At 47.6% G+C, this 16,466-nt stretch carries 13 protein-coding genes; 1 reads left to right on the forward strand and 12 read right to left on the reverse strand.

Translation table 11 applies throughout. The annotated features are described in order from the left end of the window. Positions 1-29: 29 nt before the first annotated feature. The 4 genes from MUB35_RS26860 to MUB35_RS26875 all read right to left on the reverse strand — a co-directional run bounded on the left by MUB35_RS26860 (position 30) and on the right by MUB35_RS26875 (position 3,424). Entirely contained in the window at positions 30-1,820 is a 1,791-nt protein-coding gene (locus MUB35_RS26860) for an FAD-dependent oxidoreductase (RefSeq protein ID WP_244807128.1), read from the reverse strand. Continuing rightward, the gene (gene ahpC, locus MUB35_RS26865) at positions 1,820-2,383 is read right to left on the reverse strand and encodes an alkyl hydroperoxide reductase subunit C (RefSeq protein WP_033140360.1); all 564 of its coding nucleotides are present in this window, start codon (positions 2,381-2,383) and stop codon (positions 1,820-1,822) included. Before ahpC ends, MUB35_RS26860 begins: the two co-directional genes overlap by 1 nt. A gap of 192 nt (positions 2,384-2,575) precedes the next feature. Next, on the reverse strand, positions 2,576-3,157 hold the full coding sequence (locus MUB35_RS26870) for a hypothetical protein (protein ID WP_227243256.1): 582 nt from the start codon (positions 3,155-3,157) through the stop codon (positions 2,576-2,578). An 18-nt stretch (positions 3,158-3,175) separates the two neighbouring features. Then, positions 3,176-3,424, reverse strand: a complete 249-nt coding sequence (locus MUB35_RS26875; protein WP_148391491.1) for a hypothetical protein — start codon at positions 3,422-3,424, stop codon at positions 3,176-3,178. 259 nt (positions 3,425-3,683) lie between these two features. On the opposite strand from MUB35_RS26875, the gene MUB35_RS26880 reads away from it, so the two are divergent. Beyond that, complete coding sequence (locus MUB35_RS26880; protein ID WP_033140363.1) at positions 3,684-4,898, forward strand: FprA family A-type flavoprotein; 1,215 nt, start codon at positions 3,684-3,686, stop codon at positions 4,896-4,898. Positions 4,899-4,943: 45 nt separating this feature from the next. On the opposite strand, the gene MUB35_RS26885 is transcribed toward MUB35_RS26880, so the two are convergent. The 8 genes from MUB35_RS26885 to MUB35_RS26920 all read right to left on the reverse strand — a co-directional run bounded on the left by MUB35_RS26885 (position 4,944) and on the right by MUB35_RS26920 (position 16,307). Further along, positions 4,944-5,609 carry a helicase associated domain-containing protein gene (locus MUB35_RS26885; RefSeq protein ID WP_033140364.1) on the reverse strand — a complete coding sequence of 222 codons (666 nt, stop codon included), beginning with the start codon at positions 5,607-5,609 and terminating at the stop codon, positions 4,944-4,946. Between the two features lie 339 nt (positions 5,610-5,948). Next, on the reverse strand, positions 5,949-6,782 hold the full coding sequence (locus tag MUB35_RS26890) for a tyrosine-type recombinase/integrase (protein WP_033140365.1): 834 nt from the start codon (positions 6,780-6,782) through the stop codon (positions 5,949-5,951). Positions 6,783-6,851: 69 nt separating this feature from the next. Next, the gene (locus MUB35_RS26895) at positions 6,852-9,449 is read right to left on the reverse strand and encodes an ABC transporter permease (RefSeq protein ID WP_244807129.1); all 2,598 of its coding nucleotides are present in this window, start codon (positions 9,447-9,449) and stop codon (positions 6,852-6,854) included. Between the two features lie 14 nt (positions 9,450-9,463). After that, positions 9,464-10,129 (reverse strand): ABC transporter ATP-binding protein, encoded by a 666-nt coding sequence (locus MUB35_RS26900; RefSeq protein ID WP_244807130.1) that lies wholly within the window; start codon positions 10,127-10,129, stop codon positions 9,464-9,466. Between the two features lie 117 nt (positions 10,130-10,246). Next, positions 10,247-11,194 carry a sensor histidine kinase gene (locus MUB35_RS26905; RefSeq protein ID WP_244807131.1) on the reverse strand — a complete coding sequence of 316 codons (948 nt, stop codon included), beginning with the start codon at positions 11,192-11,194 and terminating at the stop codon, positions 10,247-10,249. Beyond that, positions 11,191-11,895, reverse strand: coding sequence for a response regulator transcription factor (locus MUB35_RS26910; RefSeq protein ID WP_054351239.1), 705 nt, complete (start codon positions 11,893-11,895; stop codon positions 11,191-11,193). Before MUB35_RS26910 ends, MUB35_RS26905 begins: the two co-directional genes overlap by 4 nt. A gap of 16 nt (positions 11,896-11,911) precedes the next feature. Next, positions 11,912-13,828 carry a sensor domain-containing diguanylate cyclase gene (locus tag MUB35_RS26915; RefSeq protein ID WP_033140369.1) on the reverse strand — a complete coding sequence of 639 codons (1,917 nt, stop codon included), beginning with the start codon at positions 13,826-13,828 and terminating at the stop codon, positions 11,912-11,914. Positions 13,829-13,904: 76 nt separating this feature from the next. Then, on the reverse strand, positions 13,905-16,307 hold the full coding sequence (locus tag MUB35_RS26920; protein ID WP_244807132.1) for a PAS domain-containing hybrid sensor histidine kinase/response regulator: 2,403 nt from the start codon (positions 16,305-16,307) through the stop codon (positions 13,905-13,907). Between the last annotated feature and the right edge of the window lie 159 nt (positions 16,308-16,466).

The raw sequence follows: 16,466 nt of genomic DNA on the forward strand, positions 1-16,466 counted from the left end.
TCGGCATTTTCTGCTCTCCGTCATACGGTTCAGTTCCCATTCTCACTGAGAATCGCCGCAAGATCTCCGATTCCTTTTTTTCCAAAGAAAACCTTCTCATCATTGAGGATCATACAGGGCACACTCATCACCTTATACTTTTCTTTGAGTTTCGGGAAATGGGCCAGGTCGAACATCTCCGCTTCCACATATTCGGATACAGCCGCCGCTTTCTGGGCGGCCATGACTGTATCCGGGCACATGGTACAGGAGAGGTAGACCAGCACCTTTAGATTGACCGGGCGGTCCAGCTTTTCAATCTGCTCTTTGATCTCCTGCTGAATCTCCTGGCCCGGTCCGGCAACATTGTAAAGGGCAATGACAAAGGAATTAAATTCATGGCCCCCCGGCACACCGTGAAACTGGATACCGCTGCTTCTGCCGTCCGGATAACACAGCTCTATGGAGGGCAGGATTCGGCCTTCTGCCGATTCCCCGGCTTCCGCCTTTTTCCAGGTCAGCTTATCGCTCATTCCTTCCAGCTCCCGGAGAAATCCTGTGATCTCTCCTGACAGAGGTTCCTCGTTCAGCCAGGCTTTTAGAAGTACAGGCTGACTGAACTTTGCAAAGACACCCTGCAGCTGCTCTCTGACCTGGCTGCTTAAAAATCCATCGCCGCTATTCTCTGCCGCTGCAGGTGATCCTGTCTTTCCGAACAGCTCTGTCTTCGCAGCGGTTTCTGCTTTCCCAGGCAGCTCTGTCTTTACAGATGATTCTGCCTTCCCAGACAGCTCTGCCTTTACAGATGATTCTGCCTTCCCAGACAGCTCTGCCTTTTCCGGCTGCTGCACTTTTCTTTCGGAAACCAATTCCGGGATGCCCAGCTTTGCATGAAGCTCAGATACCACTTTTTCCAGGGAGGCAGCGGCGGCTGCCCCATCGGACACAGCGGTCACGACCTGGCGCAGGTTCTTAACGCACACGTCTCCCGCTGCGTAGACACCGTCCAGATTTGTCTTCTGGTCATGATCTGTGAGCAGATACCCATGGGCATCCTTTTTTACTTCCGGTCCGATCCAATCTGTATTCGGCACATACCCGGCAAATACAAAGACACCGAAGCCCGGGTCGTCCCCCGCTTCATGGACCCACTCTTTTTGTGTCCGGTTATTTCTGAATCTGGCGTAGGTGACTATATCTTGGCCGCCCACCTCCAAAAGCTCTGTCTCAAAGAGCACTTCTATATTCCCATAGTTTTCCAACTGGTCAGAAACCATTTTGGCACAGGAAAATTCATTTTTCCGCACAACTATGGTAACTTTTTTCGCATATTTGGTCAGGAAAATCCCTTCCTCCACAGCGGCAAATCCGCCGCCGATCACAAAGACATGAAGGCCGGAGAAAAATTCCCCGTCACAGGTAGCGCAGTAAGCAACGCCTCTGCCCTGAAACTCCCGCTCTCCTTTGAATCCCAGCTTGCGCGGATTCGCGCCGGTTGCCAGGATCACACCAAGGGCTCTGTATTCCCCTTTTGTGGTGCGGAGAATCTTGATATCACCCGTAAGCTCCATGGCAAGCACTTCAGCCGCGGCGAACTCTGCACCGAAATTCTCAGCCTGGCGGCGCATATTCTCTGTCAGCTCTTTTCCGCTTGTTTTTACAACACCCGGATAATTTACAATCTCCGCAGTTATGGTGATCTGGCCTCCGATCTCCGCTTTTTCCAGAACTAAAACCCTGTACTTTGCCCGTGCCATATACAGAGCGGCAGTAAGGCCGGCAGGACCGCCGCCCACAACCGCCAGATCATATAGATTCTCCTCTGCTTTTACAGCATTCATCAGAGCAGTCCGACCAGGTCAAGGCTTGGTTTCAGGGTTTCTGCTCCGGGCTGCCATTTCGCCGGGCAAACCTGGTCGCCGTGTTCGGCTACAAACTGGGACGCCTGGACACGGCGGAACAGTTCATCTGCGTTTCTTCCCACATTTCCGGCAATCACTTCATATGCCACGATCCTGCCTTCCGGGTTCACAATGAAGCTTCCTCTCTCCGCCATACCGTCCGCTTCGATCATTACTTCAAAATCTCTTGTCAGAGCGCCTGTGGGGTCTGCCAGCATGGGATACTTGATTTTCTTGATGGTCTTGGACGCGTCATGCCATGCCTTATGCACAAAATGCGAATCACAGGATACACTGTAGATCTCGCATCCGATCCCTTTAAATTCTTCATATTTATTTGCCAGGTCTTCCAGCTCTGTGGGGCACACAAAAGTGAAATCCGCAGGATAGAAGAAAAATACGCTCCACTTTCCAAGCACATCCGCCTTGGATACTGTTTTAAAATCTCCGTCCACATAGGCCTGGACTGTAAAATCTCCGATTTCTTTGTTGATCAATGACATATATTGCCTCCTTTATATTGTGGTTTTCTGGTTTTATTATGGTCTGCATGGTGTCAAATCATTCCCGCTGCTTTTATCTCTTTGTGTAAAAAATATGTGCGGGAAATACCACGTATAGTTAGTCGTCACTAACTACATACCAGTATAACAGACTTCTTTTCAGAAAGCAAATGGATATATCAGGAAATCCTCCTATCTGCGGACAGCCATGACAACTGTCAGCCCCAGCATGACCAGTGCTGCCATCAAAAGAGGCACCATCCCGTCATAAAAGCCGGCCCTGCTGTCCAGATGATAATAGCGCACATAACAAATCAGGCTGATGACTGCCGCGATACCGGTCACCGCTATAAAAACAGCCGCAATTCCCCATGTGAAGCTCTGGTAAGCGTACAGAGCATTGATCTCAGCCAGCGTGAGCATGACCCAGCCTACGATCAGTATCAGTTCTGTAGTCACCGGTCTTTGAAAGAAAAATAAAGTAACTGCCGTCAGCAGGAAATAAACCGCGATTCCGCCCCACAGCACAATACTGTCTGAGAACAGTTCCCTGCTGCGGTTTTCAACCCCCATCCCTCTTAATATCACGACAACAGAGAGGATACCGGACACCGCTGCGGGTATCAGCAGCCATCCTGATTTCATCCCCTTAACGGCATTTTCCGGCCGAAACGCCAGCATCCACCACGCCAGATAAAATGCACAGCAGACGATGAGCAGTATATTTCCCAGGAATATTTGTTTCAGATACGAATCATAGCTAATCATTCCCATAGAGAATCTCCCTTCTTTTTACTTCACGTCTTTTTCAGGCTCCATATATTCTTTGGAGCCGCATTTCGGACACCGGATGATCTTTCCCTCCACTGCATTGACGGATAAAATCATCTTTAGCACAGGAGGCTTCCAGCAATACCCGCACTTTGGGCATACCAGATGTTCTGTTCTGTAAAATTTAATATACTGGTAAGCTGCCCATAGAAGGGCTGCGATCAAAATGATAACTGCAATGATCAGGATGTTTCTCTGTATTATCTCCATTTTGCTGCCCTTCCTTTCTGTTCCCATACTCTCAGTCTGTAAAACCTGTATTTTCTATTTTCAGTATACCACATTTTACTTCTGTCTGAGATATGAATGTACAAATAAAGTTGTATCTCTGATTCTATTGATTTTTACATAAAAATGTTATATCCTTTTATAGGTTAGAAAATTCTAACATATAAAAAAATACATATTTTATCTGCCGCCGTCACACCTATGGCGGCGGGCTGTTTCTCTACGAAAGGAGCAATCACTTATGCACTGCACGCGAAAACTGAACGACACAATAAGCTGGGTTGGCGGCAATGACCGCAGGCTGGCACTTTTTGAAAATCTGTTTCCCATACCGCGGGGTGTTTCTTACAACTCCTACCTGATCACAGATGAAAAGACAGCTTTGATTGACACTGTGGATGCCTCCATCTCCCATCAGTTCCTGGAAAATATTTATTATGTTCTGGACGGACGTCCTCTGGATTATCTGGTGATCAACCATATGGAGCCGGACCACTGCGCCAACATTGAAGAGCTGCTGCTGCGTTTCCCTGACCTGAAAATTGTGGGAAATGCAAAAACTCTGGCATTTGCAAAGCAGTTTTACGATATGGATATGGAGGGAAAGACCATAACGGTGAAGGAAAATGATTCCATCTCTCTCGGCGCACACACACTTCGTTTTTATTTTGCACCCATGGTTCACTGGCCTGAAGTCATGGTAACTTACGAGGAGAGCGAGAAGATTCTTTTCTCCGCAGACGCTTTCGGAAGCTTCGGTGCCCTGAACGGCCATCTGTTCAGCGATGAGGTGGACTTTGACAAAGACTGGCTGCCTGACGCGCGCAGGTATTACAGTAATATTGTGGGAAAATACGGGGTTCAGGTCACATCCGCGCTGAAGAAGCTGTCAGGTCTTGATATCCGTATGATCTGCCCGCTCCACGGTCCTGTTTGGAGAGAAAACCTGGAATATCTTCTGGATAAATACGCACACTGGAGCAGCTATCAGCCGGAGGAAAAGGCGGTTGCCGTATTCTACGCTTCCATGTATGGAGATACGGAAAATGCAGCCGATATCCTGGCCGCCGGACTGGCGGAGGCAGGTGTCAGAAATCTAGCCGTTTATGACATCTCCAACACCCATGTCTCCACATTGATCGCGGAGGCCTTCCGCTGCAGCCATCTGGTGATCGCGTCGCCTACTTACAACGGCGGCATCTATCCGGCAGCACTGAATCTGCTCCATGATATGAAGGCACTGAATCTGCAGAACCGCACCATCGGACTGATAGAAAACGGTACCTGGGCACCGACCAGCACCAAACAAATGAGAGCACTGCTGGAAGAAATGAAACAGATGAAGCTGCTGGAACCTGCAGTTACCATCAAATCCGCTCTTAAGGGGGATTCCATGGAAAAGCTGGAGGAACTAAAAGAGAGCATTCTTGCCTCTCTGCAGTCAGTCTCCGAATAAAGAAAAAGCAACCGGGCATTCTGCCGCAAAGCAGATGCCCGGAAACTATAGTCTCCAAACCATAGAGATCCTGTCTAATGCCTGAATCTGTCCTATATCCAAAGATTTCCTTCCCTTCACACCGGCTCGCCGTTCTCTCTGAACAGATATCCATTTGCCAAGTTTATCCCCGTTTTCTGTCGTATACTTTAATGGAACCAATAGACTGCCATGTACCCGGTAATATTCCGCTGCCAGTGTATACCAGTAAAACCAGTCATTTCTTTTATAACAGCTCCAGACCATGCCGCAGTGTTCCAGGTCCTGTACCTGTTTTTTTGTGAGCTTTCCGGCCTTGCGCTTTTTTCTCTGCTCTCTCACCCAGTAACCCAGCCTATACCCATCCACAGTAAAGGCAGTATGCACTTCCAGATTTCCATATTGCAGGTAATAATTCTCTGCCATATATATCCATTGCTCCCATGAAAGTCTGTTCTCCAGTTTCCATACCATGCCAATCTTCTCTAAAGCAATCACCTCATCGGTATGGATCATATTGTCATGAAGTCCGTTATAGCGGGCACGCTGCCTTTCAATCCAACGTCCCAGACTGTAGCCATCCATTGTCTTATATCTGCCAGGCACAAGCAGATTCCCCTTTTCTTCATAATAAGCCTTTGCGCATCCATACCACTCATCCCATGTTTGTTTCTTATAATTACCAGACGCCATATGATTCTCCTGACTGCCCGGGCTGTACACAATCTGCAGTCCGGTTTTCAAAAAATTTATGGCATTTTATACCTGGATACATAATGTCAATTATGTCATCAAGCGGTTCCTATCAGAAACTTTTTTCGTAACCTACAGCCACGAACTTTATAAAAAAGGACACAGAAACAACGCCGTGTTTTTTTTGATCCCTGCGGCTTTATTTTTGTGCTCTTTTTTATTTTTGAGACGAATGATTCAGGTTTTTGTTGTATTTTGTTGAGCTGTTATTTTACCTGTGTTATAATAAATACCGTATAAATCTATGTAGGTGTTTTATTATCGGAGACATAATTGACATTATGTCATGAGACATATCTGTACGCGTTCCAGGCAATCCCTGTGGAGCCTGCCGTTTTCTATCGTGTAGATCCGGGTGGTATTGATACTGCTGTGTCCAAGCAGATCAGCCAGCCGCACGATGTCCTTTTCAACCCGATAAAAAGTCCGGGCAAATAGATGGCGGAGATTATGCGGAAACACCTTACATCTGGCTACACCTGCCCTTGAACACAATCCTTTCATATCTCTCCAGATATTTTTACGATTTAGAGGTTTTCCATTTTTTCCAATAAATACACTGCCTGTCTTGAGACAGGATTTTTTAATATACTTTGACAGTATCTTCTGTACTGTGGCAGGGATAAAAATAACACGCGTTTTATTTTTACAGCTTACTACAGCTTTTCCCTCCCGAACTGCCTCCACTGTAATATACTCCAGTTCACTGACACGGATTCCGGTACCGCATATGGTCCGCAGAACAAAAGACAGCCGTGTATTTCCAGCAGCTTTTACAAGACGCTGATATTCCTGACAGCTCAGTTCTTTTTCTTCCTTGGCAAAAATCTGTCTCTGTATTTTCAATAATTTCACACAACAATCCTGCTGTCCAATATAGCGCAGAAAACTATGAAGTGAGATCAGCATGGAATTTACACTGGCCGGTGCATACCTGTCAGTCAGATATTCTTTATAGGCAATCATCTGTTCTTTGCTGATGCTGCCTGTATTTGAAAATCTGAAAAAGGAACGGACATCCCGCAGATACTTTTCAACCGTGGCCCGGCTTTTTTCTTCTTTTGTCAGATACCGTTCAAATGACATAAGGCTGTTTGTACTGATTTTATTCATAATCTACCTCCAGAGAATAATATTCTATGTTATCATTCCCATTCTGCAGATAACCATTCCTGACTCCTTCTATTCCACCTTGTTCATCTGTTCCATGATTTTTTTCGTCTTCCAATCCTTTGATAAACGGCCGGCCAGCAGAATACAAAGCAGAACTGCCATGAAGGAAATACCAAAGAATGCCGTATAATCAAAGTGGTACCCGTGCCCGAAAGCCCTCATATCCGACTGTCCATAGAGGTATCTCAGTACCGGAACAGAAGCCAGATACGCCAGAGCCACACCGAAAACCCCAAGCATGATATTTTCGAATATCATCATACGGCGGATCATTTTCACACTCATGCCTATGGCGCGGAGCATACAGATTTCCTGGGTTCTGATTTTCATCCGGTAGTTTAGGTTGTTGGTCACATTGATCAGTACCAGGATAAAAGAGATTACCGCAATGCCCACCACATATACCATCTGTTTTCTGAAAAGCATCTCGTTTTTACGGATATCTGACATCATACTCCGGGTGGAGATTCCCTGAAACCGGCTGCCAAGCCGGATCAGCCGTCTCTCCAGTTGTTCCCGGTCATCCTCTGTCAGATTCTCTTCCCCGTCCATGTACATGCGCTGTATATGACTGTCCGGACAGAGTTTTTCCACCTGGTCATCACTGGTGATCAAAAGCGGATACACCGTGATATTACAGTCATACATGTACGCAAAAGAAACGATTGCTGCCACCTTATACGTCTTATAGCTATAACTGCCATCCGTATCTGTCAGCTGTTCATAGGCCATATGATTCGTATCAAAATCCTGACGATATTTTATCCGGATCTCATCCCCTGCCCGGTACTGCATAAGCGGAGTCCCCTCCTTATAATTGCCGGGGTACTTATTTTTCTTTTTTGTGTCATCCATATGCAGAACGGAAAGGATGACCTCATTGTCTTTCAGCCCGTTCTCGTCAAATTCTCCGTCTATGACATACTTCTTAAGCTCTGCCAGCGCGTTTTTATTATACCCATACAGGACTGATTTATAGATCTGGTCCGTACCGTCATTTCCGGCTAGGGGATAATGCCGATTTTCAAGAACCGCCTCGTTCATCTCATCATAATATGTGTCGTTCCGTTTCACCTCTTTATCATCAACCACCCGGACCGGAATCCCTGACTGTGTTTTTACACTGCGTATTCCATCCAGGGACGCGATTTCCCCGGCAGTCTCCCTGGAAACCCCATCATATGCACTTCCTATGCTGAGTGTTCCCATCTCATACTGCCCGTTTAAATAATACATTTCCGCGGTATCTTCCCGGTAGTGCTGTGCTATATTCTTCTGGTAGGCCAGGCCCGTAAACAATGTCACACCGGCACATATAGTCAGCACTACAAATACGGAGGTCTTCTTCTCTTTCAATATATATTTATTTCCAAGAGAATACAGCGTATAGGTCCTTCCGTGTCTGTCCCCGTCCTTTTTCCAATGAAAATGCCTCATGGAAAAGACACTGTCTTTCTCCTTGTTGCCATAATTGGCGATCAAATCCGGCACCGGTTCCCGCACGATCTTCTTTCCTGTAAAATACCCCACAATACCGATGAGCAGCGCTATGGCGGCCAGACAGATTCCAATCTGCAGGAAAGGAATCACCGGTGCAAAGGATACCTTTTCATTATTCAGATAAATTTCCTGGCTGCTGTCTCCTGACAATTGGGAAATGAGCAGCGCTGCGGCGGTTCCCAGGATTCCCCCCATCGGAATACTGAAGAGGAATATCTCATACAATTCTGATAAAATAAGCCTTCTTAGCTGCCCGGACTGCATCCCTATGGCCCTGAGAATGCCGTAGGGATTTCTCCTGGACATCATGGTAATCTGAAAGATACCGTAAAAAATGATCATGGTGATCACCAGCAGAACACTGATAAACTTCAGATCCGTAAGCCATAATCCCGGCAGATCTTCCCGCCCCGGACATTTCTTTACCTGCTTTTTCTCGATACCCAGTTCCCGGCAGACAGCGTCCACCTTTTTCTCATAAGTTATCCCATCCCTGAAGCGGACAAATACGGAATAATTGTCTTCCCCTTCAGACTTTATGGGCGCGTAGAGCATTTTGACCCCGTATTTTTTATTACTCGGCACATCGGACAGTATCCCCACCAGGTTACATACCTCCGTGCGGCCGGCCTTCTCATCATATATCTCTATTTTTTCCCCGCATACAGGCTCGATTCCCATATTTAACAGCGCCCACCGCTCTGCTACAATCTCATTTTCCGCCTCCGGCAGACGCCCTTTTTCCACAACTGCTGTCAGTGTGATGTACCGGTCATCCCCTCTGTCCAGATGATTATCCGGGGAATCCTTCTGATATTCCTGATACTGCAGCTGTCTCAGCGCATACCACTCCAGCTCCGGGTCGGACGCCAGCATTTCCACCTGACTGCTGTCAATCTCAGATATACTGCAGTCTGCATCTGTAAAAAGCATTTTCCCCTGTATATTTTCCATCTTATGATTCGTATGGACCAGGATCAAAAGGGATGTGATAAGTATTATGCTCAGTACAAAACAGGAGAATAATGCCAGCGTGTTCTTCTTATAACTCTTCATAAACCGGTGCCGCAGACACATTCTGCTGTCCGTCTTTTCTCTTATTTCCATTGGTATCCCTCCCATCACATCACGATTTTTCCGTCCTCAATGCGGACAATACGGTCAGCCATCTGCGCGATCTCTGCATTGTGAGTGATCATAACCATGGTCTGGCGGTACTGTTCGCTTGTCACCTTCAGGATGCCAAGCACGTCCTGGCTGGTCCTGGAGTCAAGGTTTCCGGTGGGTTCATCTGCCAGGATCACGGAGGGCTTGATCGCCATGGCTCTTGCAATGGAGACCCGCTGCTGCTGCCCGCCGGAGAGTTGTCCCGGCAGGCTGTCACACTTTTTCTCCAGCCCCAGAATATCAATGATATCCCGGATATACCTTTTATCCACTCTCTTGTTATCCAGCTTCAGGGGCAGAATGATATTCTCCCACACATTCAGCATGGGGATCAGATTAAACTGCTGGAAGACAAATCCTATCTTTCTTCTGCGGAAAATGGTCAGCTCATCGTCACTGAGCAGCTCCAGTTGTTTTCCGTCCATGACCACGCTTCCGCTTGTGGGCACATCCAGACCGCCCAGCAGATTCAGAAGTGTGGATTTTCCGCTGCCGGAGGTCCCGACGATAGCCAGAAATTCTCCTTTTTCAACTGACAGGTTCACACCGTCCAGTGCTGCCACCTCCGACTCCCCGCTGCCGTATACTTTTCTTAAATTTTTTGCCTGTAAAATCACCATATTGTTCTCCCTCCGATGGTTTTCCCGTACAACGAAAAATAGCCTGTATCATTACAATACAGACTATACCATAAGAATATTTCCAGCCGGTGTCAGAAATATATCAGTTCTGACACATTATCCCCTGTGCAAAAATACAGAAAATGTAGAACCTTTGTCGGGTTCTGAGGAAACTTTGATATATCCCTTTTCTCTTTTGATCACTTCTCTGGCAAAATAAAGCCCAATCCCCACGCCCGGCTGTCCGGACACTGCTCTGGAACGGTAAAAACGTGTAAAGACGGATGCCTGTTCCTGCTCCGCGATCCCGATTCCCGTATCCGCCACATCCAGCCGAAGAAACATGGGATATTGGAGAACGCGCACCGATACACTGCCGCCCTTTGGCGTATACTTTACCGCATTGTCTATGATATTTCCCACAGCCTCTATGGTCCACTTCAGGTCAAACACTGCCTCTTCCGTGGAATCCTCAATCATAAGGGTGACTCCTTTTTGCCGTGCCTTTTTGGAAAACTGTCTGTCTGCAGCAGACAAGACCTTCCGGATACAGCATTTTCGTGGTTCCAGTTCCAGGATACCGTTTTCCAGGCGCGATAATTTCACCAGGGACTCGATCAGGAAATCCAGCTTGTCCACCTGCTCTATGACTGCGTCGATCTCCTCTGCAAAATCTTCATGAACGGAGCGGTCTCCGGCTTTCCACTTTTCCTGCTGTTCTTTTAACAGCTCCCCATAAATTTTTATATTTGCAATAGGTGTGACGGTCTGATGGGATATGTCAGAGATCAGGGACTGTATGCGCTCCTTCTGTGCGGCAAGAGAAACGGAGGATAACCGGCTGTCATTTAGAAAACGCCACATGGCGCTCTCCAGCTCTGACATTTTCGTATCCTCCAGCTTTCCCTCTGAAAAGGTTCCTGCTGCCGCATCCTCCAACATTTCCTGCAGACGTTTCAGCAGTTTTTTCTCCCGTGCCCTGCACGCTGCAAGGACGAGAGCAAGCGCTGCCAGAAGACAGAGGATGATGCACACACAGATTCCTGTGATCATAGTTGTATTCATGCTCTTTTACCCTTTTCCTGCCGCTCCCACACATAGCCGATACCATAGACTGTCCTGATATAAGCGTTTTCATGCTCTGCTTCCCGCAGTTTTCCCCGCAGCCGTTTGATCACCACCGTGAGGGCGTGTTCCTCCACATACTCTGAATCACCGGACCATATTTCATCTGTCAGTGTCTCCCTGGACAGTACCACACCGGGATTTTCCACCAGTTTTCTTAAAAGCCTCTGTTCCGTTCGGCTCAGCTCCACAGAGGTGCCGTCCACACGGAAATCCATCTTTCGGAAGTCAAAGGCATAATGCTCTGTCTGATAGGTCTCCGGGTTTTCCGTCTCTGTCTCCCTCAACTGGACTTCTATCCTTGCGCGGAGCACCATCAGGCTGAATGGTTTTGTGATATAGTCATTGGCGCCCAGCTTCAGGCCTGTGACAATATCCATCTCCATATTATTTGCTGAGATCAGGATGACCGGCACCTGGCTTTTTTGCCGAATCTCCACCAGCCAATCCAGCCCGTTACCGTCAGGCAGGTTAATATCCAGCAGAATCAAATCTATCTTCTCTTTATCAACTGCAGTTCTTCCCGCCTGGACAGAATCACACTGCAGGCAATGGTACTCCTGTCCTTTCAGCGCCAGGCGGATGCCGTTATTCAGTTTCAGATCATCTTCCACGATCAATATATTCTTTTTTGTTTCCATACCCTGTCTGTTCCTTTTACTTGTTCTCATCGTCTGCCGCTGCTATCACATATCTGTTTCTGCCCTGTCTTTTTGCCTTATATAACGCAAAGTCCGCTTTCTTGTAAAGTGTCTCAAAATCCGTTTCCTTACCCACTGCCAGGACCACGCCGATGCTGGCAGTGATGCTGACACCTCCCTCTGTCCTGTTTCTGAGTGCCCGTATCAGTTCCCCGGCATGCTCTTTTGCCATCTCTGCACCGGTGACGGACAAAAACGCAATAAATTCATCTCCTCCGATGCGGCCCACGACAGCATCCTTCCCGAACTGTCCTGCAAGAGTCCCGGAAAATTCCACAAGCACTTTATCTCCCGCCGCATGCCCCAGTCGGTCATTGACCTCTTTGAAATAGTCAATATCCAGGATAAAAAAGGCAAACAATTGATCCGGCCCCTGTTCCAGCATCCTGCGCACATGCTCCTGTGTAGCCACTTTGTTGTACAGGCCCGTCAGGGAATCCTTCTGCATCTGTTCCATCATGTACAGCTCATGCCGCTTCTGCTCATCAATATTCTGGCGGTACACCAGCATCCGCACAGAGTTATCTTCCTGCCAGCGGAAAATGTGGGCAGTGATGCGCATCCAGTAATACGTCTCTCCGTCTGTGGTGATCATGAAGTCATACTGCAGATTGTCTCTTCCGTTCTCAAAGGCTTCCAGCACGTTGTCCGGATGGAAGGTACGGATATATCCCTCCCGGTATTCCTCCTTGATCTGCTTTTGGGCAATGATGCCCAGGGCCTTGTCAAAGGGTATGTCCGGCGGTGCCCCCAGACTTTCAAAATATGCGGAGGTAGCTTCACTGGCTGCCTGGTTATGGGTAATGTCAAACTCATAGATATTCTCGTAAAGCTGTTCCGTAGCCTCCTTAAACACTGCCTGGTGCACCTTCTCCGCTTTCACAGTCAGCTCTATGATTTTCTTATTATACCTGCGTATAACGGAGGTGATCGTTATAAGGACAAGTAAGATGGTTATTACCACGATCGTCATTTCCCTTAAAAGCTGCAGCGACAGTCTCTCATTAAGCTTCGTTGTATCATGGTCTATGATCAGGTACCAGCCCAGATTTTCAATAAAACGGCTGACAACATACCCACTGCTTTTCTTTGATGAATACCACAGATTCTGGGTTCCTTCACGGCTGCCCAGAATGGTGTCCTTAAGCTTGGCAAAGGCACATCCCTCGAACAGATTGCTGTCCCCCTGAAACCTGGTATAAGTACCGGAAATCTCAACATTCCCCTCCTCATCCACCAGATAGGCATTGACACCAAAATCATTCTCATACCCCTGAAGCAGAGCCTGGAGCGAATCCACGCGGAAACCCACGCCTACCACTCCCATTACGTCTCCGTCCCCGTCTGTGATGCGGCAGTTGATGAAGACCGTAACCTCATTACCGGCTCCCTCTACCTGGTCATTATCGATCTGTATCCCATAATCGGTGTCCTGTTCCAGGAAACTGTAGAACCATACATTTTCCGGATCTCCTTCCTGGAGGACCCGGTCCAGCCCGTTATAATAATAGTAATTTTTTGTTTTCACGGAAGCCAGGAACACAGAGTCATATCCATACTTATCCCTGTAAGTGTTCAGATAATCCCGCATGGTGTCAATGAAATCCCGGTCTCCCAAATGCTCTTCTTCCCCTTCCAGAAAATCCTTCAGCAGGCTGTCATTAGCCATGGTCAGTGAAATATTGATAGGCTTTGTAAAAATGGTGTCTATCTGATGGTAGATACCTTCAGATGTCAGTCTCGATACACTTTCAATATCCTTTCGGAAAATTCCCTGATTGGATTTGTAGCTGATAGCTGATGTCACCACAAAACCTATGACAATAACAATACAAACAAGAAAATTAGTCCGCAGCAGTACATTTTTCTTCATATAGATATCCCCTTGGCCGTTTTCTGTATCTACGTTCCATTATATCTTTGTTCTTTCATAATGGAAAGCGCTTTTTTCAGGAAAGCCATTTTTCCAGTACCAACTGCAGTTGTTCCATATCCAGGGGCTTTGCCAGATGCCCGTTCATTCCGGCTTCCCTGGTTTTCTGACGGTCATCGGCAAAGGCATTGGCAGTCATGGCGATGATCGGCATTGCCCCCACATCCTGCCGCGGAAGCCCACGGATCTTCACAGCCGCCGTACATCCATCCATGACCGGCATCTGCATATCCATGAAGATCAGGTCATAGAAGCCTTCCTCTGACTGACGCACCTTCTCAACAGCAGCTCTTCCGTTTTCTGCGGTATCCACGAAAGCGCCTGCGTCTGTGAGGATCTCTGCTACGATCTCCCGGTTCAGTTCATTATCCTCCGCAAGAAGCACATTTTTCCCTTTATAGGAACCGCGGATCACCGGCCCGGAATCCGCCTCCTGACAGTTCCCGTCCGCAAACTGCTTGAGCTTGTAGATCAGCCTGGAACAGAACAGGGGTTTTGTGATGAAGCCATTGGCCCCCGCCTCTTTCGCCTCATCCATCTGTTCTGACAGGTCGTAGGCAGAGATCATGATGATCGGAAGCTGCCGGCCGGCCTGCCTGCGGATTTTCCGGGTAGTCTCTATGCCGTCCATGTCAGGCATTTTGTAATCTATGATTACGGCAAAGTAGTCTTCTCCTGACTTCCCTGCCTGTTCTATCTTCTCAAGCGCCTCCCTGCCCTTTAAAGCCCAGTCTGTCTTCAGCCCGAACTCTGCCAGACGCTCGCAGGTATTTCTGCAGATAAACTCATCATCGTCCACGATCAGCACGGGCAGTCCTTCCAGCACACGCTCATCCGTCTGCTCTTCCTGGATCTGCAGACAGACAGATACTGCAAATCTGCTGCCTTTCCCATATGTACTTTCCACATGGATGGTACCTCCCATGAGTTCCGCGATGCTCTTACAGATGGACAGCCCCAGACCGGTCCCCTGGATGGACTGGATTTTTTCATCATCCGCCCGCTCAAAGGGCTCGAAGATCCGATATAAAAATTCAGGCTTCATCCCAATTCCCGTGTCTGACACCACAAATTCATAGAAAGCCATATTCTTCTTATCCGAAGGCGTTTCTCTGATCTCCATATATACGCTGCCACGGGGCGGCGTGTATTTGACCGCATTGGACAGAAGATTCAGAACGAGCTGCTGCAGACGCTGCATATCACTGACCACGATCTCATGGGTAAGGTTATTGACATATGTTTTGAAGATAAGGTCTTTGCTGTGGATCTGCGGCTGCACCATAGTCACCACACCGTGCACCAGCTCAGCCAGATTGACTTCCTCCTCCGCAAGCACAATGCGTCCGCTCTCGATTTTGGACATATCGAGCACTTCGTTGATGAGGCTTAACAGCAGCTTAGAGGAGACTGTGATCTTCCCAAGGCAGTCCCGAATCCGCTCCGGGTCATGGATATGGGATCCGGCGATGGTTGTCATGCCAAGAATGGCATTCATAGGCGTACGGATATCGTGGCTCATTCTTGAAAGGAAGTCAGACTTTGCCATATTTGCCTTCTCAGCCTCCTCTAAAGCGTTTTGAAGGGCCACGGTCTGTTCCGTCAGTTTTTTCTGCATTTCCCTCAGCTCCGTAATGTCCGTCACATCTATAAAGATGACCAGATAGACAGGACAGCCCTTCTGCCAGCCCACACAGGCAGCATTTACCTGCAGCCAGAGCTTCTGCCCCTCCCTGTTTTTTACATACATGGTAAAATGCAGAGGCTTTCCGGCCAGAATGTTTTCTCTCTGCCCCCAGATAGCTTCCTTATTGTCCCTTATATTCCTCTGATATACACTGTTTTCCCCGCGTTCCGCTTCACTGCCGAAATATTCTGCAAAGCGGGAATTAGATTCCAGAAGGATCATGTTGAGTTCCTGATCGATCCTGTATTTCGCCACAAAACCGGGAAGGTTATCGTATGTGACGGACTGCTCCTTCTGCATCTGGATCATGTCATCAATATTGGTTATCACTGTGTATCCCACCTGATATCCGTCCACATATTCATCCGCGAACCGGACAGAGAACTGTACCCAGATATGCTCCCCGCTCTTTCTCCTCATCCTGGTTGCCAGTTTATATCCCTTTTCTCCGCGTCTTAAAGTCTCCATGACTACTCCTGTGATCCGGTCCCACTCTTCCCGGTCTGTTTCATAATACAGATCCGGCCTGTTGTGGAATACCTTCTCATATTCTTCCTTTGGCCATCCGATCATCTGGTAATAAAAATCATTTGCCCAGATGAGCGTAAAATGTTCATCCAGCAGATGCTTGCTCACACTCACCTCCAATAGCTGCATCAGTGTACTGTATTCATAATCCGCTGCTGTCTGACGTTCTATCTGCTTATAGTCTTTTTCCATATTTTCCGACATATACCTTATCACTTCACACCTTAAAATCTCTTTACATGTGACACCTGTTTCCTGTCATCCATGTTCACATATACCTTGTTCATGTTAATCTTATTATAGTTCACAGGAATAAAATACGCAACATTTTATGGAATTTCGTCTGTGGTGATGGTAGAATAG

The organism is Blautia sp. NSJ-175, from assembly GCF_022867815.1.
In the GTDB taxonomy this organism is placed as follows: Bacteria; Bacillota; Clostridia; order Lachnospirales; family Lachnospiraceae; genus Blautia; species Blautia celeris.